Genomic DNA, 24,102 nt, shown 5'->3' on the forward strand with positions numbered 1-24,102 from the left:
ACGCATGGCCGCGACATTGCCCGACGCGCCCAGGGAGCCGCGCTTCGCCACCGGCCATGAGTCCGAAGGCCGGCCGGCGGCGCTGATCGCCTGGGGCCTGTACATCCTGTCCCTGCCCAGCGCGAACCTGCTGGTCATCGTGGGCCTCATTGTCGCCTATGCCGGGCGCGGTGGATCGGACGGCCTGTCGCGAGCTCATATCGACGCCCAGATCGGCCTGTTCTGGTCGGTGTTCTGGTGGACCATCCTGCTGTGGTTCGGATTCTGGGCCTGTGTTGTCGGGGTCTTCACAGTTCCCGCGATGGGCGTGGCGCTTGTCCCGCTGGCCATAATTCTACTGCTGGCGCTGCTGTTCATGACCGTCTGGTTCACGATCAAGAGCCTGATCGGCCTGTTCAACCTGCTGGGCGACAAGGCTCCCTGAGGCAGCCATGGTTCCTGACGGAAGCCAGCTTTCGCCGGTTTTCGGGGAACACGTTCGTTAATTGCCGTGTTGGCTGGATGTCCGCTTCCTGACACCGCCGAGGCAGCCCATGACCGATTTTCGCGACGTCCGCGCCGACCAGCGGTTCGAACAGGGGTTCGCCGATCCCGAAGGACAGCTGCGCACCGTCTTCGCCGACTATGCGGTGCAGGGGACGACCCGGCTGATCCTGCACGTCGAGGCCGATCCGGTCCTGCGCGGCACGGGCGCGGCGGGACGGTTCATGCAGGCGCTGGGCGAGCACGCGCGGGCCGAGGGACTGAAGCTGGCGCCGCGATGCGGCTACGCCGTCGCCTGGCTGAAACGGCATCCGGAATTCGACGACATCAAGGCCTGACATTTTTGTTGGCCGCGGTCAGAAGGCTCCGCCTTCTCGACCCGGAGCCTGTCCTCGGGCCGACCGACGGTCGGACCCGGGGGCGACCTGAGCGGAAAAGCCGATGGAGCGCACAGGCCTTCCCGCGCATTGTGTGAGGAACGACGCGGAGCCGACCCATGCCCGATCTCGACCTGTCAGCCATCAGCGCGGCCGCCGGGCCGATGCAGACCTGGGTGCTGCCGGCGCTGCTGGGGCTGGGTCTCGCCTCCGCGACCGGGCTGCGCACCTTCCTGCCACTGCTGATGCTGGCGCTGTCGGCGAAGTTCGAGATGTTCGGCGTGCGCCTGATCGACCAGATGGACTGGCTGGTCTCATGGCCCGCCATCGCCGCGCTGGCGACGGCGACCACGGCGGAATTCCTCGGCGACAAGGTGCCGGCCATCGATCACGGGCTGAACGCCATCGGCTATTTCACCCGGCCGATTGCGGGGGCGGTAGCGGCGGGCAGCGTATTCTGGAACGTCGATCCATCGACGGCGGCGATCGCGGGCCTGATCGTCGGCGCGCCGGCGGCCCTGGCCTTCAATGCGGCGCAAACGGGGGTGAGGGTCGGATCGACGGCGACCACCGGCGGCCTGGGCAATCCGTTGGTGTCGCTGGTCGAGGACATGCTGGCCTTCCTGACCGTAGTTGTCGCCTTCCTGGCCCCGATCCTCATCCCGATAGTGCTGATCGTACTGGCGGTCGGGGTCTTCCGGCTGGCGCGACGCATCCGCGACCGGAACGAGCCGCGAACGGCCTAGAGGGTCCGGCTGACGATGGCCTTTAGCGTCTGGGCCTTGGCGGGAAGGTCGGCGGCCAGACGACCGGCCAGTTCGCGCGCGCCGACCGGATAGGCGTCGCCGCCGTCGGCGATTTCCTGGGCCATGGCCGAGGCCTGCATAAGCAGCTTCTCCAGCGCGTCGACCTGTTCGACAGCGAGGGCGCGGGCCTCCATCTGGAGCCGTTTGACCCGATCCGCGGTGGTCACGGGGGTGCGCATCAGGTCGTAGATTTCGGCCTCGGCGGAGACGAGGCGCAGATCGGGCTTGGTGGGCGGGGTCTTGGGCATGGAAACGACTCCTCGCCAACCAATGCGAAGCGGAGCCGGGACGTTCCCTGCTCGGGCGAGGCGGCTGTGGGTTGTCGCGGCGGTGTGGCCTCTGAATCACAGGGGGCCGATCAGGCCGCCTCGCCGCGCAACTCCAGCCGTGCTTCGGCTTCGCGCACGGCGTCCACAGCGCGATCGACGACCTCGAGACCGGCGCCGGGCGGGATGGACTCGACCGTCAGGATGCGGCGGAAGGCGCGGGCGCCGGGCCGGCCGTGCATCAGGCCCAGCATGTGCCGGGTCATGGCCGGCAGATGGACGCCCTCCTCCAGCCGCGCGGCCAGATAGGGGCGGTAGCGGTCGATGGCGGCGAAGGCGTCGACGTCGGGCGTCGCGGCGCCGAACAGGCGGCGGTCGGCCTGACCGAGGATGGCCGGCTCATGATAGGCGGCGCGGCCCAGCATGACGCCGTCCAGCTGTACGCCGTCGCTGCCATCGAGATGCGCTTCCGCCTCATCCAGCGAGGCGATGCCGCCGTTGATCGAGACCGACAGATGAGGCCGCTCGCGCTTCAGCCGGCGCACCAGCCCGTAATCGAGTGGCGGCACGTCGCGGTTCTCCTTGGGCGACAAACCTTTCAGCCATGCCATGCGGGCGTGGATGATGAAGACCTCGATGCCGACGGCGGCGCAGGCGTCCACGGTCGCGAACAGGGAGACCTGCGGATCCTGATCGTCCACGCCGATGCGGCATTTGACGGTGGCGGGGATGGAGACCGTCGCCTTGATGGCGGCCATACAGTCGGCGACCAGCGAAGGCTCGCGCATCAGACAGGCGCCGAAACGGCCGGACTGGACCCGGTCGGAGGGGCAGCCGACGTTCAGATTGATCTCGTCATAGCCGAAGGTCTGACCAATCCGCGCGGCCTCGGCCAGCTGGACCGGGTCGGAGCCGCCCAGCTGCAGGGCGACCGGATGTTCGACGGCGTCGAAGCCCAGCAGCCGCTGCTGGTCGCCGTGGACCACGGCCGGGGCGGTGACCATCTCCGTATAGAGCAGGGCCTCGGCCGTCAGGGCGCGGTGGAACGCCCGGCAGTGCCGGTCGGTCCAGTCCATCATGGGTGCGATCGAGAGGCGGCGGTTCATGGCGCGGGGCTTCTACACCGAAACCCAATAACCCCGAAACCCGGGCCGCGCGCCAATGATGGAACCGGCGGTCATCCGGATGGTTCTCCGAGCCTAACGGAGAATCACCATGATCAGACCGCTTCTCGCCGGGGCCGCGTGCCTCGCCCTGCTGACCGCCTGCAACGACCGTGGCGCTTCGCCCGCTGTCGACAAGGCCCAGGATATGGCCGCCGTCCCGGTCGGCCAGGCATCGGCCGCCACGCTCGGCGCCAACACCATCGAGGGCTATGTGCCCAACGCCGCCATGGGCGACATGTACGAAATCCAGTCGGCGGAGATCGCCCTGCGCCGCTCGACGAACGCCAGCGTCAAGGAACTGGCGACCATGCTGCGCACCGATCACACGGCTGCTTCGAACCTGTTCAAGGCCCCGGCCGCGGCGGATGCTTCCGCCGTCGCCCTGCCAACCGCGCTGGATGAACGCCGGCAAGGAATGATCGACAATCTGAACTCCGCCTCGGCGGCCGATTTCGACCGGGTGTTTGTGGATCAGCAGATCGCCGCGCACGGCGAGGCCCTGACCTTGCATCGCGGCTTCTCGGACAACAGCGCCGCGCCGGGTCTGGCAGCCCACGCCCGCACCGTCGTTCCCAAGATCGAAGGCCACCTGCGCATGGCCGAGCAGATCAAGTCCGGGATGTAGTCTTCCGACCTTCCGGGTTGGAACAGAGGAAGCCGGCGCCGTCAGGCGTCGGCTTTTTCGTGCGCCTCGTCCTCCAGCACCTCGGCCGCTTCTTCGTTGAGGGCCTGACCCTCGCGACGAGGTTTGACATAGGGCGCGGGCTGGGGCGTGGCGATGTTGCCGCGCATCAGGGACCGCCCGGCCTGGAGCCCTCCGGACAGTTGCAGGGTGAATCGCTCCTCGTCACGACGGCGGACGTCCTCAATGGTTTCGCGCGCCTCCTCGTCCGAGAAGCCGAGGTCGATCAGCACCTGATGGCCGAAGACCAGGGCGCTCTCGAAGGTTTCGCGCAGCTGGTATTCGACCCCGGCCTCGACCAGACGCAGGGAATGGCCGCGGTCGAAGGCGCGGACGAACAGCTTGGTCAGAGGGAACTCCGCCTTGACCAGTTCGACGATCCGGTCGGCGACCTCGGGCTTGTCGACACAGACGAGGATGGTCTCGGCGTTCTCCGCCCCCGAGGCGCGCAGCACATCGAGGCGCGAACCGTCGCCATAGAAGACCTTGAACCCGAAATTGCCGGCGGCCTGGATCATCTCGACGTCGGTGTCGATGATGGAGACGTCGACGTCGCGGGCCAGAAGGGGTTGGGACACGACCTGGGCGAAGCGGCCGAAGCCGATGATCAGCACCCGTTCTCGCAGGTTGTCGGCTCGGTCCACGCCGTCGGCGTCATCGGGCGACAAGTCCTCGTTCGGGCGCAGCCGGTCGGCCAGCCTGACCCGCAGGGGGGTCAGGGCCATGGACAGGATGACCACGGCCGAGAGGATGGCGGCCGTGCGGGCGTCGAACAGGCCGGCGGCGAAGGCGGTGGCGTAGAGAACGAAGGCGAACTCGCCGCCCTCGCCCATCAGGGCCGCGCGCAGCAGGCCCTCGCCATGCTTCTGCCGGATCCGGGCAACGGCGTAGACCGCCACCATCTTGGCAGTCATGAAGGCGGCCAGTCCGCCCAGCACCCACGCCCAGTCGGCGACCACGACGCGCAGGTCCAGCGACATGCCGACGCTGAGGAAGAACAGACCCAGCAGCAGGCCGCGGAAGGGCTCGACGTCGGCTTCCAGCTGGTGCCGGAAGGTCGATTCCGACAGCAGCACCCCGGCGAGGAAGGCGCCCATGGCCATCGACAGCCCGCCCAGGTTCATGGCGTACGCCGCGCCCAGAACCACGAACAGGGCGCCCATCGTCATCACCTCCCGGCCGCCGTACCGGGCCAGCAGGCGGAAGAAGGGGTTCACGATCCAGCGGCCCGCAACATAGACGAGCGCTACGGCGGCGATGGCCAAGCCGATCGTCATCCAGATCGGATAGCCGGTCTCGATGGAGGAGCCGTAGGCGCCGGCCAGCACCGCCACCATCGCCAGCAGCGGCACGATGGCGAGATCCTCGAACAGCAGGATGGAGACCACGCGCTGGCCGCCCGGCCCGGTATTCTCGTTCCGCTCCTGCAGCAGCTGCATGACAATGGCGGTGGACGACAGGGCGAAGCCGAAGCCGGCGATCAGGGCCGCATACCAGGCTAGTCCGGCCAGCAGAGCGATCCCGGTCAGCAACAGGGCGCAGGCCAGCACCTGCACCGCGCCGAGGCCGAAGATCTCCTTGCGCAGGCTCCACAGGCGGGCGGGCCGCATTTCCAGACCGATGATGAACAGGAACATGACGACGCCGAACTCGGCCACGTGCAGCACGGACTCGGGATCATCCACCACGCCGAGCGCGGACGGCCCGATCAGCAGGCCGGCGGCGAGATAGCCGAGCACGGCGCCGAGGCCGAAGCGGCGGAACAGGGTGGCGGCGACGACCATGGCAGCCAGCAACGCCACCGCGTGGCCCAGCCCCATACTGGTCGTCTCGTGCATCTGCATCCCCTGCGGTGTCGCCGGATATTGGTGGGTGAGACGCCGATGCGCCACCCCGGAGCCGTCATCGACCGTCAGGCTTCGTCAGAACCGAGCGCCACAGTTTCGCCCGAGGCGGGGCGGCCTCATGGTGTCCACACAACCAAGGGGAGATGCGCGATGTCGAAACGTCCGTTGAAACGAGGCCTGGTAGGCTTGGTCAGCCTTGCCCTCGCCGCCCCGATGGGGCCCCTGCCCGTCATGGCCCAGGACGGCCGGCCGATAGACCCCGACAAGCCGTCGGACGGCGTGGTTTCGCCCGCAGCCTGCCGGGTGTTCGGCTTCACCCTGCCGGAAGAGCGGGTCCCGGTGAACTACGCCGCACGCAGCGGCGGCGCGCCGGCCTATGTGGGGGGCCCGCCGCCGCCGCCGCCTCCACCCCCGACCGCGCCACCACCGCCTCCTCCACCGGTCGCCGCCGCCACGGAGGTGAACGACGTCGTCGTCACCGGGAGCCGGGTTCCCCGCGGGTCGGTGGTAACCGCGTCGCCAGTGGTGACCGGCGGCGTCATGGCTTCCAGCGCGCCGCCGCCCGGAATCATCGCCCCGCCCCGCCCCGTCGACACCGAACGCTATCCCGACGCCACGCCCAATCCGGTGCGCCGTGTGACGGACGAGCCCGTCTCGACCTTCTCGATCGACGTCGACACAGCCAGCTACGCCAACGTCCGGCGCTTCATCGACGAGGGCCGCGCCCCGCCCGCCGATGCGGTGAGGGTCGAGGAGTTGATCAACTATTTCGACTATGGTTATGAGCGGCCGACGTCGGCGACCCAGCCGTTCGCCATCACCACGGCGGTGACCGAGTCTCCGTGGGCGCCGGGGCGGCAGATCGTCCATGTCGCGCTGCAGGGCTATGAGCTGCCCGAGAGCGAGCGACGCCCGCTGAACCTGACCTTCCTGGTCGATGTGTCCGGCTCGATGAACAGTCCGGACAAGCTGGCCCTGGCGCAGAAGGCGATGAACCTGATCATCGACCGGCTGCGTCCGCAGGACACGGCGGCGGTGACCTTCTACGCCGAGGGCGCAGGTACGCGTCTGGCGCCGACGTCCGGCGACCAGAAGCTGAAGCTGCGCTGCGCCGTGGCCAGTCTGTACGCCTCGGGCGGCACGGTCGGGGCAACGGGCATGACCAACGCCTATCAGCAGGCCGAGGCCAGCTTCGCCCGCGAGCGGGTCAACCGCATCCTGATGTTCACCGACGGCGACTTCAACGTCGGCGTCACCGACAATCTGCGGCTGGAGGACTATGTCGCCGCCAAGCGGGAAACCGGCGTCTATCTGTCGGTCTACGGCTTCGGGCGCGGCAACTATCAGGACGCGCGGATGCAGATGATCGCCCAGGCCGGCAACGGCACGGCGGCCTATGTCGACGACCTCGATGAGGCGCGGCGGCTGTTCGGTCCAGCCTTTGATCGCGGGGCCTTCCCCATCGCCGACGACGTCAAGATCCAGGTCGAGTTCAACCCGGCGCGGGTCAGCGAATATCGCCTGATCGGCTACGAGACCCGGCTGTTGAACGAGGCCGACTTCAACAACGACCGCGTCGACGCCGGCGAGGTCGGGTCGGGCGCCGCGGTCACAGCCCTGTACGAGATCACCCCGGTGGGCGGTCCCAGCCAGATGGGCGAGCGGCGCTATCCCGAGAACCGCAACAGCCTCGGCGTCGGCGGGGGTGATCCGGACGGCGAGGTCGGCTTCGTGCAGGTCCGCTACAAGCTGCCCGGCGAGCGCGACTCGCAGCTGATGCAGCGGGTCCTGTCCAATGCGGGCGGCGCCCGGGTCAGCGCCCGGCCGCCGGAGAGCACGCGCTGGGCCATCGCGGTGGCCGCCTTCGGCCAGCGCCTGCGCGGCGATCCGTGGCTGGGCGACGGGTTCGACTGGGACGCCGTTCTGGAGCAGGCGCAGGGGGCTCGCGGCGAGGATCCGTACGGGGAGCGCGCCGAGTTCGTGCAGCTGGTCCGGGCGGCGCGGGGATTGCCGGCGCGAGCGGCGCCGTAGGGTCTGGCGCGGTCCTTGTCATCCCGGCCGAAGCGAAGCGAAGAGCCGGGACGGGGACTGGCCATCAGTCTGGCCTCCCGGAAATCGCAGCGCGATTGTCCGGGAGACGGGTGGGCGCCGCGCTGTGTCCTGACCCGTCTCCCGGATAGCTGCTGACGCAGCTTCCGGGAGGATCAAATCCCGGCACTTGAGCGTCCCGGATCGCCGCTTCGCGACGTCCGGGATGACAAGGCGCCGGCCGTTGTCGAGCGTATTTCGGACCTGGTGGCGCCCGACATCTCCCAAAGGGAGAGGGATCGCGGCATGGTGCTCCCGTGACCGAAACCCTCTCCCCCAGGATCGCCCGCCGCATCGCCCTGGCCGCCCAGGGGTTCGGCCGTGCGCAGCCCGCTGCGCCCGGCCGCAGCCATGTCCGCGACGTCGCCCGGCGGCTGGGCGTGATCCAGATCGACAGCGTCAATGTGGTGACGCGGACCCACTATCTGCCCGGCTTCTCGCGGCTGGGCGACTATCCGCGCGAGGCGCTGGAGACCGAGGCCTGGGGCGCGCGGCGGGGGCTGTTTGAATACTGGGGCCATGAGGCGTCGCTGCTGCCGCTGGAGATGCAGCCTCTGTTGCGCTGGCGGATGGAGCGGGCGCGGGGCGGGGCGATGTGGACCGGACTGTCGCGATTCGGGCGCGAGAAGCGGGACTATATCGATGGCGTGCTGGCCGAGATCGAACGGCGCGGGCCGGTCACCGGCGGCGACTTCGCCACGGGGCCTCGCGGCGCGCCCGGTTGGTGGTCATGGTCGGACGGCAAGCGGGCGCTGGAGTGGCTGTTCTGGGCCGGGTTGATCACCACCAAGACGCGCAACGGTTTCGAGCGCGTCTATGACCTGACCGAACGCGCCCTGCCCGCCCGGATCGTCGACCTGCCGACGCCGACCGACGCCGACGCCCAGCGCGAGTTGGTCCGGATCGGCGCGCGGGCCATGGGGGTGGCGACGGCGGCGGACCTGAGAGACTATTTCCGCCTGCCGCTGGCCGATGCGCGCGAGCGGGTAGCGGAACTGGTCGAGGCGGGAGAGTTGGCGCCCGTTGTGGTCAAGGGCTGGCGGCAACCGGCGTATCTGAGCGCCGGGGCACGGTCGCCGCGCAAGATGGCGGGCGCGGCCCTGCTGTCGCCGTTCGACAATCTGATCTGGACCCGCGACCGGACCGAGCGGCTGTTCGGGGTCAAGGTGCGGCTGGAGATCTACACCCCGGCCCACAAGCGGGCCCACGGCTACTATGTGTTGCCGCTTCTGGAGGATGAGGCGATCACGGCGCGGGTCGATCTGAAGTCGGACCGCAAGGCCGGGCGGCTGCTGGTCCAGGCGGCGTGGCGCGAGCCGGACGCAACGGCGGAAACGCCCGCGCGGCTGGCCCCGGAGCTGCGGCGGATGGCCGGGTGGCTGGGGCTGGAGAACGTCGAGGTCGTCGGCAAGGGCGATCTGGCAGAGGCGTTGGAAGAGGCGCTCTAACCCGCTTTCGTCATTCCGGGCGCAGCGCAGCGGAGACCCGGAACCCAGTGGCGCGCGAGAGCGCGAAGCTGTCGCGGTCGCCCTGCCTGAACAGATCGCCTTCGGCGCCGCTGGGTCCCGGCCTTCGCCGGGATGACGATAGCTTGAGGATGCCGCTACACGTCGAACTTCACCCCCTGGGCCAGCGGCAGGTCGCGGCTGAAATTCACCGTCTGGGTCTGGCGGCGCATATAGGCCTTCCAGGCGTCCGAGCCGGATTCGCGGCCACCGCCGGTGTCCTTTTCTCCGCCGAAGGCCCCGCCGATCTCGGCGCCGCTCGGGCCGATGTTGACATTGGCGATGCCGCAATCCGAGCCCCAGGCCGAGAGGAAGGCCTCGGCCTCGCGGACGCTGTCGGTGAAGACGCAGGAGCTCAGCCCCTGCGGCACGGCGTTCTGCATCGCCACGGCTTCATCGAAGTCGGACCAGGTCAGGACGTAGAGGATGGGGGCGAAGGTCTCGTGCTGCACCACCGCGCTCTGGGCCGGCATGCGGACGATGGCGGGGCGAACGTAGACGCCTTCGGTGTCGTTCGGAGAGGCTACCCGGTCGCCGCCGATGACGATCCGGCCGCCCTGTTCGACGGCCTGGGCGAGCGCCGTTTCGAAGCCGTGCGCCGCCGCATCGTCGATCAGCGGGCCGATCAGGATGCGGTCCGCGCGCGGGTCGCCGACGGGCAGGGTCTCATAGGCGGCCTTGAGGCGCGCGATCAGACCGTCGGCGATGCTCTCATGCACCAGCAGGCGGCGCAGGGTGGTGCAGCGCTGGCCGCAGGTCCCGACGGCGGAGAAGGCGATGGCGCGGACGGCCATGTCGAGGTCGGCGCTGGGCGTCACGATCATGGCGTTGTTGCCGCCGAGCTCCAACAGGCTGCGGCCGAGGCGGGCGGCGACGGTCTGGGCCACGGCGCGGCCCATGCGGGTGGAGCCGGTGGCGGAGACCAGCGGAATGCGTGGATCGGCGGCCAGGGTCTCGCCGGCCTCGCGCCCGCCGATCACGAGCTGGGACAGACCCGCAGGCGCATCCCCGAACCGGGCGATAGCGCGGTCCAGAACGGCGTGGGTGGCGAGGGCGGTCAGGGGGGTCTTTTCCGACGGCTTCCAGATCACCGGATCGCCGCAGACGAGGGCGAGACAAGCGTTCCAGGCCCAGACGGCGACCGGGAAGTTGAAGGCCGAAATGACCAGCACCGGGCCGAGCGGCTGCCACGTCTCGCGCATGTGGTGGCCCGGCCGTTCGGAAGCGATGGTCAGGCCGTAGATCTGTCGCGACAGGCCGACGGCGAAGTCGCAGATGTCGATCATCTCCTGAACCTCGCCCAAGCCCTCGGAGACGATCTTGCCGGCTTCCAGCGTAACCAGCCGGGCGAGGTCGTCCTTCGAGGCGCGTAACTCCTCACCGAGCAGGCGGACCAGTTCGCCGCGGCGCGGGGCGGGCATGCGTTTCCACTGGTGGAATGCGGCGGTGGCGCGGACGGCGATGGCGTCGAGGTCGGCTGTCTCGGCCACGCGACCGGCGACCGAGCCGTCAATCGGCGAGCGGGCTTCAAACCCGTCCGAACTCCAGATGGACGCCGGAACGCCGAGGCGGGTCAGGATCTCACGGCTTTCGGCGGCGGCGGCGGTTGTCGGGTTGTTCATCGGCGGACTCCGGCTGGCCCGCGCGGCTTAGCGGGGCCGGGGCCAAAGCGAAAGGGCCGCCCCGTCATCGGGGCGGCCCTCCCTGGCTCATCGGCCTCGGATCACCAGCGGACGTGCTGGATCCGCTGAAGCTGATACTGGATCCGGTCCAACCGGGCGTCCAGCGCGCGGTACTGGCGCGGGGTCAGGCCGTTGCGAGCGTAGCGATACTCCAGATGCCGGTACTGGTTCATCTGGGCAGCCAGGCTGCGGGCCTCGTAGCGGCTGACCGAGCGATCCCAGCCCAGGCGGTCGATGTGCTGCGACAGCACATGGGCCCGGTACTGAAGGTTGCGCGGGCTGTAGCCGCGGTCATAGCCGTGGCCATAACCATAGGGCTGACTATAGCCCGGCGAGCCGAAGCTGAGGGTCACCCCGAAATTCTGGGCCAACGCCGGGGTCGAAACCATGACCGCGGACGCCGCCAACACGGGGAGCAGGGCTTTCCTGATCGTGGCGGTCTTCATTGCAGTTCCTTTCTTGCCGGGACCATCCCGGTCGATGGAGGCAGAAGACCACACCGGGCCTGACCCCCGGCTGAGGGGTTCGTTGTCTGGCAGTCAGGAACCTCGCGCGGTGGGCGGGTGTTCTGACGGCAACCGCAGAAGGAGACTCCCGATGAAAGTTCGCGACGTAATGAGCAAGGACGTGCAGGTCGCCCGCCCCGGCGACACCCTGCAGAACGTGGCTGCGCGGATGAGCGCCGGCGATTTCGGCTTCATGCCGGTGGCGGACGGAGATACCCTGATCGGCACGATCACCGACCGCGACATCGCCGTGCGGGCCGTGGCCGGCGGCGCCGCCTGCACCTCGCCCGTGGTGGAATATATCTCGCGCGAACCCCAGACCGCACGCGCCGACGACGACCTGAAGACCGTTCTGGACGCCATGGGAACGAAGCAGATCCGCCGCCTGCCCGTGCTGGACAAGGATGATCGCCTGGTCGGGGTCGTGTCGCTGGGCGACCTGTCGACGCGGGTGAAGGAGAAATACGCCGGCGAGGCGCTGGAAGACATCTCGCGCACCTGACGGCGCGCGCGTTAAGGTCTGCTTCACCCTCTCGCCAAACCGGGTGTTCATCCGACCGTGACAGGGTTCCCGTCGAATACGGGAGACGCCGATGGCGCGCGCGCAGTTCCAGAAGGGACAGAAGGTCTGGGTCGAATGCGTCGGCGCATGGGCCCAGATCGAGAAGGTCCAGCCCGTCTGGGCCAAGGGGTTCGAAGAGCCGGTCCGCGTCACCTATGACGTCGGACTGGGCCGCGAGTTCCTCGGCCATGAGCTGTTGCTGCCGACAGAGGATCCGGCCGTGAACGCCGGCGAGACCTGGCGGCTGATGCGGGCGCGCAACAAATGGCAGACCGCTGACGACTGTCCGCACCACCCCTTCCCCGGCACCTATCCGGTCGTCGTGACCGATCAGGCCGACTGGGGCGGCTGGCGAGTGCCCGGCGCGGAATACGACCGCGATCCGGACCAGATCGAATTCCAGGCCCGGCTGATCGCCGCCGCCCCAAGTCTGATGGCGCTGGCCGAGCGGCTGGCCGCCTCGGTCGATGAGGCACCGGACGACGCGCCGCCCGAAATGCAGATGCTGGCCCGCGAGGCCCGCACCGTACTGAAGTCGATCACCGACGTGCTGGCTGCACCAACCCAGGCCGCCGCCGCGGGGCCGCGTGAATCGCAGGCCGCCTAGGCTCGCCTGCGCGACAAATGGTTGATGATTTCCAACCAGGCCTCGACAGGAATCCGCGACGCAGCCTAGATTCGTCCTTCAACGTCGAAACCTTGGGGAGAGCGCCTTGCGGGGTGAAGAACGCCGCATAACCAGCGAGGGACGGCGCACGGCGGACCGATACCGGGGGCCTCCCCCGTGGATCCGCATCGCCACCCTGACGCTCGCGCTGGCGATCACTGCCCATGTGCTGCTGGTCGCGCGGACCATCGATCGGCCGCTGACGGCGGGCTCGACCTTGCTTGTCGGCGTGGGCTGGAGCGAGTTGTGGGTTTTGGGCCCTCCCATCGCCATCGGCCTGTTTACGCTGAGCCTGGTTCTGTACCTGCAGAGGCGTCAACAGGGCATAAGCCGCGAATGGGCCGCGTCCGAGCGGCGCTTCCGCGGCGCGGTCGAGGCCGCGCGCTGCGGCGTCTGGGAGTGGGACACGGATACGGATCAGATCACGGTCTCGGACTATATGGCCGAGCTGTTGGGACTGGACCGCAGCGGGCCCATTCCGTCCGAGGAAATCCTGGCCCGGATCCATCCGCGCTATCATGAAACGGTGCTGCATGCGCTGCGTCAGGCCCAGACCTTCGGCGCCTTCGACGTCAGCTTTCCGGTGCCGGACGCCCAGGGACGGGCGCGCTGGATCGACGCCCGGGGCCAGGCGCGCGGCGACCGGGGCGACGACGGCTTCACCAGCGTGCTGGGCGTGGCTCTGGACACCACCGAGGCGCGCCGGGCCAAGGCCCAGGCCCAGGCGGCCGAGAGCCGACTGCGCGACGGCATCGAAAGCGTGTCGGACGCCTTCGTGCTGTTCGACAAGCAGGGCCGGCTGATCCTGTCGAACCAGGCGTTCCAGGACGCCTTCGCCTTCGCGCCCGGCGTGTTGCGGCGGGGCGTGTTCAAACAGGATCTGAACCAGATCGCCGCCCTCGCCATCAAGTCGGACCAGCCGGCAACGGGCGGGCGGGCCGGCGCGCGCGAGATCGAACTGCACGACGGGCGCTGGCTGCAGCTGATGGAGCGCTTCACCTCCGATGGCGGCTCGGTGGTCACGGCGGCCGACATCACCGCCATCAAGCACAAGGAAGCGGAGCGCCAGCGCGCCACCGAACGGCTGCACGTCACCATCACCGAGCTGGAGGACCGCGAGGAGAAGCTGTCGCTGCTGGCGCGGAAATACGAGGTGGCCATGACGCGGGCGGAGGCGGCCAACCAGGCCAAGTCCGAATTCCTGGCCAATATGAGCCATGAGTTGCGCACGCCGCTGAACGCCATCAACGGCTTCTCCGAGATCATGGCGGGGGAGATGTTCGGGCCGCTGGGCGATCCGAAATACAAGGGATACGCCGCCGACATCCTCAAGTCGGGCCAACACCTGCTGTCCCTGATCAACGACGTGCTCGACATGGCCAAGATCGAGGCCGGCAAGCTGACGCTGCACTATGAGACCGTGTCGCTGAAGGAGGTGGTCGACGACGCCGCCCGGCTGATGCGCGGCAAGATCGAGGAGGCGGGGCTGATCCTGCTGGTCGATGCGCCGGATCTGCCCGACATCGACGCCGACTATCGCGGCCTGAAACAGGTGGTGCTGAACCTGATATCGAACGCGGTGAAATTCACGCCCGAAGGCGGGCATATCGTCGTGGCCATCTCACGCGAGGACGACGAGCGGCTGAAGGTGGCGGTCACCGACACCGGCATCGGCATCGCCGCCGAGGACCTGAACCGGCTGGCGCGGCCGTTCGAACAGGTCGAGGGGCAGCACTCCAAGACCACGCAGGGCACCGGCCTGGGTCTGGCCCTGACCAAGTCGCTGATCGAACTGCACGGGGGCACGCTGAGCATCGAGAGCGAGCCGGGCCGGGGCACGACCGTGGGCTTCGACCTGCCGATCCGGCGGCCGGGGCAGCCGGCGAAGACGCAACCGACCGAGGTTCAGGCGCGCGCGGCCTGAAGTCACGCCGGAGGCGTCGCCTTCGATGCGTCCTGGCGCCCATGCCGCCCACCATGATCCCGACCGGCGGCGCGGCCCCGACGGGTCAGAATTTCAGACAGCGCCCGCCGGTCGTCCGGCTCCAGCGTCGCCAGCAGCGCCACGGCGTCGGCTTCCAGCCGCGCCCGGCCACGAAGCTCCGCATTGCGGGATTCCTCCAGAAGCGCTTCGGCCCGGACGGCGTCGAAGGTCGCGGACCGCCCCATCTCGACGGCCTGACGCCGCTTCAGCCTGGCTTCCTCAAAATCGGGACGGGCCGCGAGGGCGGAGGCGCGCAAGGTCTCGCGCACTCGCTCACGCACGGCAGGATCGAGCTGATCGACCAGCCGCATCGGCGAGCCGGCCCGGGCCGGGCGGTGCTGGGCCTCGACCCGGTCCTCGACCTGGGCGCGGGTGACGAGCAGGGTCGCCCCCGCCGCAACGGCGAACAGGTTGAGCGCCACCGAGCCGATGAGGGCGATCTTCAGGGCCTTGGGGCTCATCCGAGCACCTCGGCATCGTCCACGCCGAGCAGGGAGGCCTGATAGAGGACGGCCTCCGCCTGGGCGTCGGCGGTCAGATATGTGGTCATCATGACGCCCGCGACAATGCCGGCGCAGGCGGCGGCCGCCCAGCCGGCGCCGAGCGTCAACGCCAGCCGATCCAGCCAGCGGCGCCCCTCGCGACGCGCTTTCAGCCCGGCATCGGCGGCCGAGGCGATGACCCGGTCGCGCAGGGCCATGGACGGATGAGCCACGCGGGAGGCGTGCAGCAGGGCGTCCGCGGCATCCGCCTCGATCAGGGCCGGGCCGGCGGCGGCCGGTTCAGCCGCCGCGAAGGCCTGTGCCGCCGCGCGTTCAGCCTCGGGCCAACGCCGTGCGTCGGCGCCATAGGCCGCGACCAGGGCGAGGAACCTTTGCGACGTCATCACACTCATGCTCCCTCAGCACCCGGCCGGATATCGGCCAGGGCCTGTCTCAACGCCCGTCGTCCACGCGACAACAGGCTCTCCAGCGCATCGACGCTGACCTCCATCAGGGCCGCGGCCTCGATATTGGTCAACTCCTGATAGTGACACAGGACGATGGCCTCGCGCTGACGGTCCGGCAGTCGGGTCAGGGCCGCGTCGACCCGCGCCCCCACGTCCGCCGCCAGCAGTCCCCGATCCGGCGCGGGGCCGGTGTCGGGTCGGTCCGGCGGCGTCGCCGTAACCGTCTCGCGTCGGCGCCGTAGCCGGTCGTAGCAGAGGTTCAGCCCGACCCGATGCAGCCAGGTGTCGAACTTGGCCTGACCCGGCTTCCACTGCGGCGCCTGTTTCCACGCCCGCAACATGGCGTCCTGGGCCACGTCCTCGGCCTCGGCGGCATCGCCGAGCATCCGTTGCGCGAGCGCCAGCATACGCGGCAGCTTGCGCGCCACCATGGCCTGGATCGCCGCCGGGTCGCCCTGACCCACGCGACGCACCAGCTCTTCGTCGGGGTCGGCGATCAGCGCCAATCCGGCCCTCTTCCGTTGCTACCGAAAGGGTCGCCCGGTTCATGACCGCCGTCCCTGACATGGTCCTTACTCCGAAGCGGGCGCCTGAGGCGACGCCTGCCGTTGCGCCTGACGCGCGGCGCGGCGTTCGGTCATGCGCTCGCGGCGATGCTCGCGCATGGCCTGACGACCGGCGCGGCCCTCGGCGGCGGTGACGAAGCCGTCGTTGTCGGCGTCAAGACGGGTGAAGGCCTGTTCCGCCCGGGCCTGGGCGTCGGCGATCACGACGGGACCGCGGGCTTCCGCCCGGGCCATGCCGCGCTGGCCGCGAGCGGGGCCGCGATGGGCGCGCATTGCACGGGGACCGCGGTGGTCGGCGCGGGCTTCGCGTCCGGTCTCGCGGGCGGCGTCGAACTCGGCGCGGCTGACGGCTCCGTCGTCATCAGCGTCCAGCCGGTCGAAACGGGCGTCGGCGCGGCCGGCCATGCGGGCCTGCATCGCGGCGCGGCGCTCTTCGGCCGTGACCGAACCATCGCGGTCGGCGTCGATGGCGGTCAGGCGCTGCACGCGCTGTCCGACGAACTCGGCCTGGCTGAGGCGGCTGTCGCCATCGGCGTCGGCGCGCATGGGCCGGGCCGGAGCCTGTTGGGCGACGGCGACGCCGGCCGAGGCCAGCATGAGGGCGGCGAGGCCGCCGATGAGAAGGGTCTTGTGCATCTTGATGATCTCCATGGCCGCCGAACGCGGCCTCAGTCCCTGTCTGGAGAGTGAAACGGCGTTGCCGTCAGTCTCCGTCGCGCAGCGGCGGCAGGATCGATTCGAAGGCGGCGCGGGCGGCCGTCCGGGCCTCGGCCAACCGGTCTTTCAGGACCTCGAAATCAGTTAGACCCGCGGCCTCGGCGAGACGGCGGCGGAAGCCCTCGGGTTCCTGTTCCGGGTCCGGCTTGTCGTCGAAGGCCGCGCTGAAAACCTGTCCCAGCGCCTGCTGCAGCCGCCAAGCCTCGGCCAGGGCCGGTTCGGCCGCGAGCGCCTCCAGCGTCGAGACGGTCAGCGGGCCGCCCGTGGAAGCCGCTTTCAACTGATGCACCTGGGCGACGAACTCGGCGTCGACCTGACCGCCGGGGGCGAGCTTGAGGTCCCATGCCCCCTGCCCCGGCCGCTCGCGCGCCATCAGATCGCGCATCCGGCGGGCGTCGGCGGCGACGTCCACGCCCGGCCGGGGCCGACGCAGGATGGCCTCCAGCGCTTTGGCGGCCCGGGCGCCGAACGCCGGATCATCGGTCCAGACCACCCGCGCGCGGGTCAGGGCCATGAACTCCCAGGTGTCGGCCTCGGTCGCGTAATAGTCCTCAACCGCAGACAATCGCAGCGAGACCGGCCCCTTGGCCGCGCCGGGCCGGAGCCGCATGTCGACCTCGTACAGCCCGCCCTCGGCCGTATGCGCCGACAGGGCGGCGATCAGCCGCTGGGTGAAGCGCGAGTAGAAGACGCCGGGAGCCCAGCCCTTGCCGTCGGACACGGCCTCGGGCGGGGCCTCATAGAGGGTCATCAGATCAAGGTCGGAGCCGGCGGTCATTTCGCGCGACCCGGCCTTGCCGAGCGCGACCACGGCGACGGCGCCGCCGGGCAGGACACCGCCCTGACGAACGGCCTCGACCATGGCGGCGGGGGCCAGTGCGGCTATGACGGCGTCGGCCAGGGCTGTGTAGGCCCGGCCTGCGGCCTCCGGACCCGCGTGGCCCGTCAGGGTCTGGATGCCGATGCGGAACATCTGTTCGCGGTGCACCCGGCGGGCGATATCAAGGGCGGTCTCGAAGTCGGGCGCGGCGGCCGCGTCCGCCTGCATCTGGGCGACCAGGCCGGAATCCTCGTCGATCGCGCGCCCGAAACGGGCGTCCAGCATACTGTCCAGCGCCGCCGGATAGCGGCCCAGGGTGCGCGCCAGCCGGGGGGCGAAGGCCGTGACGCCAACTACCAGCTCGAACAGTTTCGGTTGGGCCAGGAACAGGGCCTGGACCTGCACACCGCTGTTCAGACCGGCGAAAAAGACGGCGAAGCGGCGGAAGGCGGCGTCGGCCGCGCCAGTGTCGGCCAGCGCCGTCAGCAGGCGGGGGGCCAGGCGGGTGAACAGCTCGCGCCCCCGGGCCGAGCGGGTGGCCGGGATGCGGCCGTGGTGCCAGCTGCGGATCGTATCGGCCACGCCCGCCGGTTCGGTGAAGCCCATCCGCTCCAGCGTCGCCAAGGTCTCGGGATCGTTCTCGACGCCGGTGAAGACCAGCGAGCCATAGGGCGAAGACAGGGCCTCCTCTCCCTCGAACAGTTCGCCATAGGTGCGGTTGACCCCGACCAGCAGGGCCTCGACCCCGTGATCGAAGGCGGCGCGATCGTCTTCCCCCGCCAGCGCCGCCACCGCCGCGCGCCGCGCGGGGTCGGTCGGCAGGATATGGGTCTGTTCGTCGTCGAGCATTTGCACCCGGTGCTCCAGCCCGCGCAATTCCACATAGGCGGCGGTCAGTCCGGCGCAGGTTTCCGGCGTCACATGGCCGGCGTCGCGCAGGGCGGCGAGGGCGTCGACCGTGCGGGGACTGCGCAGGCCGGGGTCGCGGCCTCCGAGGATCAACTGCTGGGTCTGGACGAAGAATTCGATCTCGCGGATGCCGCCCCGGCCCAGTTTAAGATTGGCCCCGGCGGCGTCCATGGCCTCGCCGGTCTTGTGGACGTGGATCTGGCGCTTGATCGACTGGATGTCGAGGATGGCCGGATAGTCGAGGCTGCGTCGCCAGATGAAAGGCCTCAGCGCCTTGACGAAGTCGGCACCGGCGGCGAGGTCGCCGATCACCGGCCGGGCCTTGATGAAGGCGGCGCGTTCCCAGTTCTGGCCGACGCTTTCGTAATAGGCGAGCGCCATGGGGGCGGCGACCACGGGCGGGGTGGAGGACGGGTCAGGCCGCAACCGCAGGTCGAAGCGGAAGACATAGCCGTCGCCGGTCCGCTCCTGCATCAGCGACGCCAGGGCATGGGCGGCGCGGTCGCAGAATTTCTGCGGCTCGACGCCCTCGGCGAGGGCGCTCTCCAGCGCCTCGGGCTCCCAGAACAGGCTGATGTCTATGTCGGAGGAATAGTTGAGCTCAAAGGCGCCGTGTTTGCCCATGGCCAGGCCGAACAGACCGGGGATGGGGCCGCGTGGGTCGTCGGCCGCGGAGATCAGCTTGCCCCGCTCGCGCTGGTCGTGGGCCACAGCCTGCAGGGCGGACTGGGTCGAGGCGTCGGCGAAGCGGCTGAGCGCGTCGGTGACAGCATCCAGATCCCAGACGCCGCCGAGATCGGCGAGCGCCGTCAGCAGGTGCAGTTCAGCCTTGAGACAGCGAAGGGGCGCGCGGACGTCGTCGGCGCCCCCGCCCAGGGCGGTGGTCGCGGACAGGATGGCGGCCAGCCGGTCCCCTGGCGCCGCCTCCAGCGTCAGCCGAAGCCGCTCGGGCCAGCGGCGCGCCAAACCGGCCAGATAGGGCGAGGCGGCGAAGACGGGGGCAAGCGCCGGCCAGGCGGCCTCAAACCCTTCTGTCCATCCGCCTTCGCTCGCCGCCCCTGACAGGCGCTCATGGACGCGGTCGGCGGCCGCGACATCGACGACCGGGCCACAGGGGGCGAGCCGGGCGCCGAGCGGGCCGGTCATTCCGCCGCCGGCAGAACCAGCGCCACCCGCAGGCCGGGGCCGAAGCCGCCGTATTCGCCGGGGCCTTCATCCAGCAGGATGCGCCCGCCGTGGGCCTCCATCACGGCTCCTACCAGCGCGAGGCCGAGGCCCGAGCCGGCTTCAGTGCGGCTATTGTCGAGACGGACGAAGCGTTCGATGACCCGCTCGCGGTCCGCCTCGGGCACGCCGGGGCCGGTGTCGGTGACGGAGTACTCGATCTCGCCCGACGAGCGCCGACGCGCACGCAGCATCACGGCGCCGCCGCTGGGGGTGTATTTGATGGCGTTGTCGATGATGTTGGCCAGGGCCTGGGCCAGGAAGGGCTGGTTGCCTTCGATCATCAGCCCGCGCTCGATCTCGGCGGAGAACTCCAGTCCCTTGTCCTCGGAAGCGGGCTCATAGAGCTCGGCCATGTCGGCGGCGAGATCGGCGGCGTCGAACACCTTCGGATCCGGGGTGCGACCCGCCGCGGCCTGCAGCCGGGCGATGGCCAGGACGGTGTTGAAGGTCTTCAGCAGACTGTCGGCCTCGTCGAGGGCCAGCTGCACCGCATCGACGCCGTCGATCTTGCCGGCCTCGGCGTCCATCAGCGCCACCTCCAGCTTGGCGCGCATCCGGGTCAGGGGCGAGCGCAGGTCATGGGCGATGGCGTCGCCGGCGTGGCGGATGGAGGCCATCGATCCTTCCAGCCGATCGAGCATGGTGTTGAGCCCGGCCCCCAGCTCGTCCAGTTCGTCGCCGGAGTTCCTGACCACGGCGCGCGCCTTGAGGTCGCCCTCCTGCACCGCCGTAACCACCTTGGTCAGCCGCCCCATGGCGCGTTCGAGGTTGCGACTGACCAGCACCCCGCCGGCCAGGCCGAGCAGGAGCACGATGCCCATGGCGGTCCACAGGGCCTGGGTCAGGCGCGCCAGATAGGCCTCGGTGTCGCTGAGCGACTGGCCGACGAAGAGCATGCCCCCGCCCGCCAGCCGGGTCTGGACCCCCCGCACCTGGGGTCGTCGCACCCGGCCCTCCGCGTCGGTTTCGGTGAAGGGGAAGGTGGTCCACTGCTGGTCTTCCTCCAGGGTCTCGAGCGGGAGGATGGTCAGATTGCCGGCGGACCAGCCGCCATCGGCCGGCTCCAGCCGGTAGAGGAAGGCGCCGTCCCGCGAGGTGCGATCGATGACGGCCCGGTTCAGGGCATCCAAGCCCCGCGCTTCATAGATGCCGGTCAGCACCTGCATCTCGCCCCGCACGTCCCGCTCGGCCTTGGTCCGGGCCTCCGAGGCCGAGGCGAAATAGACCCAGGCCAGGATGGCGCTGGCCGCCGCCGCGAACAGGGCGAGGAACAGCAGCGTCAGGCGGAAGGGCGTGCGGCGGAGGAGCGAGGGCAGACGCATCGACGTCGCTTATGGCTCCAGCCGGTAGCCCGCCCCGCGCACGGTCTGCAGCATGGCGTGGTCGAAGCCCTTGTCGATCTTGGCGCGCAGGCGGCTGATGTGGACGTCGATCACGTTGGTCTGGGGGTCGAAATGATATTCCCAGACCTTCTCCAGCAGCATGGTGCGGGTCACCGACTGGCCGGCGTGGCGCATCAGGAATTCGAGCAGCTGGAACTCCCGCGGCTGCAGGTCGATCTCCCTGCCGGTGCGGTGCACGGTGCGGGCGATCAGGTTCATCTCGAGGTCGCCGACCTTGAGCATGGTGGCGACGCTGCCGGTTTCGCGGCGGCGCGACAGGGCCTCGACCCGGGCGATCAACTCGGAGAAGGCGTAGGGTTTGACCAGATAGTCGTCGGCCCCGGCCTTGAGCCCCGTAACGCGGTCCTCGACCTCGCCGAGGGCGGACAGGAACAGCACGGGGGTCTGGTCGCCGTCGCGGCGCAGGGTCTCGACCATGCCGATGCCGTCCAGACGCGGCATCATCCGGTCGACGACATAGACGTCATAGCAGCCCTTCTGCGCCTCCAGCAGGCCGAAGGCGCCGTCGACGGCGTGGGTCGGCTCGTGCCCGGCCTCGGTCAGTCCCCGGACCATGGCGGTCGCGGCCTCGGCGTCGTCCTCGACCACCAGAATGCGCATGGAATCAGCCCCTCGAACGTGAATCGCCGCCGATGGTAGCGCATCGGCGGCGATGGGGGCAGTTAAGGCTTATTCAGGATCGGCGGATCATTCCGACACGAGGTCAACCACCAGCGGCGATGAACCGTTCGAGGTGCCCACCAACAGCAGGATTTTCTCGCGACCCGCGCGGCGCGCGGCCTGCACCGCGGCCCGGACCTCCGAAACCGAAGCGACCGGCGTGCTGTTCACGGCCAGGATGAGCATTCCGGGCTCGACCCCGGCGTCGGACGCTTCCGAAGGGGCCACAGCGACGACCACCGGACCGACGAAACGATCCGCGATCCCGGCCGTCTTGCGGAATGCCTCGGTCGAGTCGGCGAGCGAAAGGCCGAGGATGGACTCGCCAAGGCTGCGCAGACCTCGCAACGCCGTTCGCTCCGCGAAAGCTCCGCCCTGGTTGGCTGTCAGATCGGCCTGCGAGGGACGCAGGACAGGCGACAGGGTGACGACCGACTCGCGACCGTCCCTGACAATCGTGAGCCGGGTGCGGCCGCCGGGGCGCACGGAAGCGATGGCGCGGGTCAATTCGGTGCTGCTCGCGACCGGGCGGCCGTCGATCTTCGTCACTACGTCGCCAAACCGGAGACCGGCGCGTTGCGCCGGGGCATCCGGGGTGTAGTCAACGACCAGGGCGCCCGCGGCAGCTGACATTCCCAGCGCCGCCGCGATGTCGGCGCTGACCGGACCGATCGTGACGCCGACGTAGCCGCGTTCCACCGACTCGCCGCGCATCAGCTGATCGGTGATCGGCTTGGCCACAGACGCCGGGATGGCGAAGCCGATGCCGACCGAGCCGCCGGTCGGCGAATAGATGGCCGAGTTCACGCCGATGACCCGACCATAGATGTCGAAGGTCGGGCCGCCCGAGTTGCCGCGATTGATCGCCGCGTCGATCTGGAGGAAGTCGACATAGCTGGCGGTCGGGTCCGGGATGCTGCGTCCCTGCGCCGAGACGATACCCGCCGTGGCGGTGCCGCCCAGGCCGAACGGGTTACCCACGGCGATGACCCAGTCGCCCACGCGGGGCTGGGCCGATTCCTCGAAATTGACGAAGGGGAAGTCCGTCCCCTCGACCTTGATGACGGCCAGATCGGTGCTCTCGTCACGGCCGACGAGGCGCGCTTCCAGCTCGCGGCCATCCGCCAGCCTGACTATGATCTCGCTAGCGTCGGCGATGACATGATTGTTGGTGACGATGAAGCCGTTGGCGGCGATGAAGAAGCCGGAGCCGGCGCCCATGGCGACCGCGCCGGGGGCTCCCTCGCCCTCTTCCTGCCCGTTGGGATTGGGAATGGCGAAGGGCAGGCCGGGGACCTGGATCATGCTCGGCTGACGCACCCGCGTCTTCACATCGATCTGGACCACCGCCGGGGCGACCTGTTCGAAGATGTCGGCGAAGCTGAGGGGCGCGCCTTGCGGCGGGGCGAAGGCGAGGCCGGAGCCGCCGGCGTCGGGCGAGAGGCGGCCTGTGAAGCCCGCCACCGGACCCGCCTGGGCCGAGGGCCAGTCGATGACGCCGCCGGCGGTCGCCGCAGCGGCGAAGGTCAGGCCCGCGATGGCCCCCAGCATGAATTCCTTGCGCTTCATCATAGGCGTGTCTTGCGATCCTCTCGTCGGGCGTCGAACGCCCGTTCGGCCTTATAATATAGACCTGCGGCCCGTTTCACCAACGCCGCGGCGCGATGAAGGGTCCGCATCGCCTAGTGGTCAGATGGCTTTGCGTCAGGATCGGGGCGAACCGCCTGATCGGCGAGTATCCGCGCCAGATCGGCCTCTTCAGCCGCTGACAAAGGCTCGGTCCCGGTCGGGCGGCGGCGCGACGCGAACCACAGACCGGCGCCTGCGGCCCCCAACGCCGCGAGCGGCCCGAACCACAGCAGCCAGGTCCCTCCTCGCAGCGGCGGAGTGAACAGGACGAAGTCGCCATAGCGGCGGACCAGATCGTCCCGGACCTGCTTGTCGGATCGTCCGGCGGCGATCTGTTCGCGCACCAGACCACGCATGTCGGCGGCGATCCCGGCGGGGCTGTCGGCGATGGCCTCGTGCTGGCAGACGACGCAGCGGATGTCGTCGAACAGGGCCTGGGCGCGGGCTTCCTGGGCGGCGTCAGGCAGGGGCCGGTCCGGCGCCGGGGCGGGTTCCTGCGCTGCAACTGGTGTTGCGATCAGGAAAAGCACGACCGCAGTCAGCAAGAGCGGCCATCCAAATAATCCGCTCATCCCGGCGAAAGCCGGGACCCAGTTCTGTC

The 24,102-nt window shown here is 69.6% G+C and carries 23 protein-coding genes; 9 read left to right on the forward strand and 14 right to left on the reverse strand.

Annotation, left to right across the window (positions count from 1 at the left end; translation table 11 throughout):
- Positions 1 to 4 precede the first annotated feature (4 nt).
- The 3 genes from ACTIEW_RS06600 (at position 5) to ACTIEW_RS06610 (ending at position 1,606) form a co-directional block, all read left to right on the forward strand.
- Positions 5 to 424, forward strand: coding sequence for a hypothetical protein (locus ACTIEW_RS06600; protein ID WP_439477110.1), 420 nt, complete (start codon positions 5 to 7; stop codon positions 422 to 424).
- Positions 425 to 533: 109 nt separating this feature from the next.
- A complete protein-coding gene (locus tag ACTIEW_RS06605) occupies positions 534 to 821 on the forward strand; it encodes a GNAT family N-acetyltransferase (RefSeq protein WP_439477111.1) in 288 nt (95 codons plus the stop codon).
- Between the two features lie 158 nt (positions 822 to 979).
- Positions 980 to 1,606 carry a DUF4126 domain-containing protein gene (locus ACTIEW_RS06610; RefSeq protein ID WP_439477112.1) on the forward strand — a complete coding sequence of 209 codons (627 nt, stop codon included), beginning with the start codon at positions 980 to 982 and terminating at the stop codon, positions 1,604 to 1,606.
- On the opposite strand, the gene ACTIEW_RS06615 is transcribed toward ACTIEW_RS06610, so the two are convergent.
- Positions 1,603 to 1,914: a hypothetical protein gene (locus ACTIEW_RS06615; RefSeq protein WP_439477113.1), complete on the reverse strand. Its 312-nt coding sequence runs from the start codon at positions 1,912 to 1,914 to the stop codon at positions 1,603 to 1,605. The genes ACTIEW_RS06610 and ACTIEW_RS06615 overlap by 4 nt on opposite strands.
- A gap of 110 nt (positions 1,915 to 2,024) precedes the next feature.
- Positions 2,025 to 3,038, reverse strand: coding sequence for a tRNA dihydrouridine(20/20a) synthase DusA (gene dusA, locus ACTIEW_RS06620; RefSeq protein WP_439477114.1), 1,014 nt, complete (start codon positions 3,036 to 3,038; stop codon positions 2,025 to 2,027).
- A gap of 109 nt (positions 3,039 to 3,147) precedes the next feature.
- Here dusA and ACTIEW_RS06625 point away from each other — a divergent pair, with 109 nt between their 5' ends.
- Positions 3,148 to 3,723 (forward strand): DUF4142 domain-containing protein, encoded by a 576-nt coding sequence (locus ACTIEW_RS06625; RefSeq protein WP_439477115.1) that lies wholly within the window; start codon positions 3,148 to 3,150, stop codon positions 3,721 to 3,723.
- A 41-nt stretch (positions 3,724 to 3,764) separates the two neighbouring features.
- Here the strand turns inward: ACTIEW_RS06625 and ACTIEW_RS06630 are convergent, their stop codons facing one another.
- Positions 3,765 to 5,618 (reverse strand): monovalent cation:proton antiporter-2 (CPA2) family protein, encoded by a 1,854-nt coding sequence (locus ACTIEW_RS06630; RefSeq protein ID WP_439477116.1) that lies wholly within the window; start codon positions 5,616 to 5,618, stop codon positions 3,765 to 3,767.
- 159 nt (positions 5,619 to 5,777) lie between these two features.
- Between ACTIEW_RS06630 and ACTIEW_RS06635 the strand changes: the two genes are divergently transcribed.
- On the forward strand, positions 5,778 to 7,658 hold the full coding sequence (locus ACTIEW_RS06635) for a vWA domain-containing protein (RefSeq protein ID WP_439477117.1): 1,881 nt from the start codon (positions 5,778 to 5,780) through the stop codon (positions 7,656 to 7,658).
- Positions 7,659 to 7,972: 314 nt separating this feature from the next.
- The gene (locus ACTIEW_RS06640; protein WP_439477118.1) at positions 7,973 to 9,163 is read left to right on the forward strand and encodes a winged helix-turn-helix domain-containing protein; all 1,191 of its coding nucleotides are present in this window, start codon (positions 7,973 to 7,975) and stop codon (positions 9,161 to 9,163) included.
- Positions 9,164 to 9,318: 155 nt separating this feature from the next.
- On the opposite strand, the gene amaB is transcribed toward ACTIEW_RS06640, so the two are convergent.
- Positions 9,319 to 10,842, reverse strand: a complete 1,524-nt coding sequence (gene amaB, locus ACTIEW_RS06645) for an L-piperidine-6-carboxylate dehydrogenase (RefSeq protein ID WP_439477119.1) — start codon at positions 10,840 to 10,842, stop codon at positions 9,319 to 9,321.
- Between the two features lie 101 nt (positions 10,843 to 10,943).
- The gene (locus tag ACTIEW_RS06650) at positions 10,944 to 11,348 is read right to left on the reverse strand and encodes a hypothetical protein (RefSeq protein ID WP_439477120.1); all 405 of its coding nucleotides are present in this window, start codon (positions 11,346 to 11,348) and stop codon (positions 10,944 to 10,946) included.
- Between the two features lie 151 nt (positions 11,349 to 11,499).
- Here ACTIEW_RS06650 and ACTIEW_RS06655 point away from each other — a divergent pair, with 151 nt between their 5' ends.
- From ACTIEW_RS06655 to ACTIEW_RS06665, 3 genes are all read left to right on the forward strand, one after another.
- Positions 11,500 to 11,910, forward strand: a complete 411-nt coding sequence (locus tag ACTIEW_RS06655; protein WP_439477121.1) for a CBS domain-containing protein — start codon at positions 11,500 to 11,502, stop codon at positions 11,908 to 11,910.
- Between the two features lie 91 nt (positions 11,911 to 12,001).
- On the forward strand, positions 12,002 to 12,577 hold the full coding sequence (locus tag ACTIEW_RS06660; protein WP_439477122.1) for a hypothetical protein: 576 nt from the start codon (positions 12,002 to 12,004) through the stop codon (positions 12,575 to 12,577).
- 106 nt (positions 12,578 to 12,683) lie between these two features.
- On the forward strand, positions 12,684 to 14,561 hold the full coding sequence (locus ACTIEW_RS06665; RefSeq protein WP_439477123.1) for an ATP-binding protein: 1,878 nt from the start codon (positions 12,684 to 12,686) through the stop codon (positions 14,559 to 14,561).
- A 2-nt stretch (positions 14,562 to 14,563) separates the two neighbouring features.
- Here ACTIEW_RS06665 and ACTIEW_RS06670 read toward each other — a convergent pair whose 3' ends face one another.
- The 9 genes from ACTIEW_RS06670 to ACTIEW_RS06710 all read right to left on the reverse strand — a co-directional run bounded on the left by ACTIEW_RS06670 (position 14,564) and on the right by ACTIEW_RS06710 (position 24,046).
- The gene (locus tag ACTIEW_RS06670) at positions 14,564 to 15,082 is read right to left on the reverse strand and encodes a periplasmic heavy metal sensor (RefSeq protein WP_439477124.1); all 519 of its coding nucleotides are present in this window, start codon (positions 15,080 to 15,082) and stop codon (positions 14,564 to 14,566) included.
- Positions 15,079 to 15,507: a hypothetical protein gene (locus ACTIEW_RS06675; RefSeq protein WP_439477125.1), complete on the reverse strand. Its 429-nt coding sequence runs from the start codon at positions 15,505 to 15,507 to the stop codon at positions 15,079 to 15,081. Before ACTIEW_RS06675 ends, ACTIEW_RS06670 begins: the two co-directional genes overlap by 4 nt.
- A 5-nt stretch (positions 15,508 to 15,512) precedes the next feature.
- Entirely contained in the window at positions 15,513 to 16,076 is a 564-nt protein-coding gene (locus tag ACTIEW_RS06680) for an RNA polymerase sigma factor (RefSeq protein ID WP_439477126.1), read from the reverse strand.
- Between the two features lie 66 nt (positions 16,077 to 16,142).
- Positions 16,143 to 16,772, reverse strand: a complete 630-nt coding sequence (locus ACTIEW_RS06685; protein ID WP_439477127.1) for an EF-hand domain-containing protein — start codon at positions 16,770 to 16,772, stop codon at positions 16,143 to 16,145.
- Positions 16,773 to 16,839: 67 nt separating this feature from the next.
- Entirely contained in the window at positions 16,840 to 19,728 is a 2,889-nt protein-coding gene (locus ACTIEW_RS06690) for a bifunctional [glutamine synthetase] adenylyltransferase/[glutamine synthetase]-adenylyl-L-tyrosine phosphorylase (RefSeq protein WP_439477128.1), read from the reverse strand.
- Entirely contained in the window at positions 19,725 to 21,131 is a 1,407-nt protein-coding gene (locus tag ACTIEW_RS06695) for an ATP-binding protein (protein ID WP_439477129.1), read from the reverse strand. Before ACTIEW_RS06695 ends, ACTIEW_RS06690 begins: the two co-directional genes overlap by 4 nt.
- Positions 21,132 to 21,140: 9 nt before the next feature.
- Entirely contained in the window at positions 21,141 to 21,812 is a 672-nt protein-coding gene (locus ACTIEW_RS06700) for a response regulator transcription factor (RefSeq protein ID WP_439477130.1), read from the reverse strand.
- Positions 21,813 to 21,899: 87 nt separating this feature from the next.
- On the reverse strand, positions 21,900 to 23,444 hold the full coding sequence (locus tag ACTIEW_RS06705; RefSeq protein ID WP_439477131.1) for a S1C family serine protease: 1,545 nt from the start codon (positions 23,442 to 23,444) through the stop codon (positions 21,900 to 21,902).
- Positions 23,445 to 23,554: 110 nt separating this feature from the next.
- Complete coding sequence (locus ACTIEW_RS06710; RefSeq protein ID WP_439477132.1) at positions 23,555 to 24,046, reverse strand: cytochrome c-type biogenesis protein; 492 nt, start codon at positions 24,044 to 24,046, stop codon at positions 23,555 to 23,557.
- Positions 24,047 to 24,102 lie beyond the last annotated feature (56 nt).

This window comes from Brevundimonas sp. (assembly GCF_051860745.1).
Taxonomy (GTDB): Bacteria; Pseudomonadota; Alphaproteobacteria; order Caulobacterales; family Caulobacteraceae; genus Brevundimonas.

Excerpts from the sequence above, each read along its gene's own strand:
- ACTIEW_RS06600 (WP_439477110.1), top strand. The coding sequence starts at position 5 with ATGGCCGCGACATTGCCCGACGCGCCCAGGGAGCCGCGCTTCGCCACC.
- ACTIEW_RS06605 (WP_439477111.1), top strand. The coding sequence starts at position 534 with ATGACCGATTTTCGCGACGTCCGCGCCGACCAGCGGTTCGAACAGGGG.
- ACTIEW_RS06610 (WP_439477112.1), top strand. The coding sequence starts at position 980 with ATGCCCGATCTCGACCTGTCAGCCATCAGCGCGGCCGCCGGGCCGATG.
- ACTIEW_RS06615 (WP_439477113.1), bottom strand. The coding sequence starts at position 1,914 with ATGCCCAAGACCCCGCCCACCAAGCCCGATCTGCGCCTCGTCTCCGCC.
- dusA (WP_439477114.1), bottom strand. The coding sequence starts at position 3,038 with ATGAACCGCCGCCTCTCGATCGCACCCATGATGGACTGGACCGACCGG.
- ACTIEW_RS06625 (WP_439477115.1), top strand. The coding sequence starts at position 3,148 with ATGATCAGACCGCTTCTCGCCGGGGCCGCGTGCCTCGCCCTGCTGACC.
- ACTIEW_RS06630 (WP_439477116.1), bottom strand. The coding sequence starts at position 5,618 with ATGCACGAGACGACCAGTATGGGGCTGGGCCACGCGGTGGCGTTGCTG.
- ACTIEW_RS06635 (WP_439477117.1), top strand. The coding sequence starts at position 5,778 with ATGTCGAAACGTCCGTTGAAACGAGGCCTGGTAGGCTTGGTCAGCCTT.
- amaB (WP_439477119.1), bottom strand. The coding sequence starts at position 10,842 with ATGAACAACCCGACAACCGCCGCCGCCGCCGAAAGCCGTGAGATCCTG.
- ACTIEW_RS06650 (WP_439477120.1), bottom strand. The coding sequence starts at position 11,348 with ATGAAGACCGCCACGATCAGGAAAGCCCTGCTCCCCGTGTTGGCGGCG.
- ACTIEW_RS06655 (WP_439477121.1), top strand. The coding sequence starts at position 11,500 with ATGAAAGTTCGCGACGTAATGAGCAAGGACGTGCAGGTCGCCCGCCCC.
- ACTIEW_RS06660 (WP_439477122.1), top strand. The coding sequence starts at position 12,002 with ATGGCGCGCGCGCAGTTCCAGAAGGGACAGAAGGTCTGGGTCGAATGC.
- ACTIEW_RS06670 (WP_439477124.1), bottom strand. The coding sequence starts at position 15,082 with ATGAGCCCCAAGGCCCTGAAGATCGCCCTCATCGGCTCGGTGGCGCTC.
- ACTIEW_RS06675 (WP_439477125.1), bottom strand. The coding sequence starts at position 15,507 with ATGACGTCGCAAAGGTTCCTCGCCCTGGTCGCGGCCTATGGCGCCGAC.
- ACTIEW_RS06685 (WP_439477127.1), bottom strand. The coding sequence starts at position 16,772 with ATGCACAAGACCCTTCTCATCGGCGGCCTCGCCGCCCTCATGCTGGCC.
- ACTIEW_RS06690 (WP_439477128.1), bottom strand. The coding sequence starts at position 19,728 with ATGACCGGCCCGCTCGGCGCCCGGCTCGCCCCCTGTGGCCCGGTCGTC.
- ACTIEW_RS06695 (WP_439477129.1), bottom strand. The coding sequence starts at position 21,131 with ATGCGTCTGCCCTCGCTCCTCCGCCGCACGCCCTTCCGCCTGACGCTG.
- ACTIEW_RS06700 (WP_439477130.1), bottom strand. The coding sequence starts at position 21,812 with ATGCGCATTCTGGTGGTCGAGGACGACGCCGAGGCCGCGACCGCCATG.
- ACTIEW_RS06705 (WP_439477131.1), bottom strand. The coding sequence starts at position 23,444 with ATGATGAAGCGCAAGGAATTCATGCTGGGGGCCATCGCGGGCCTGACC.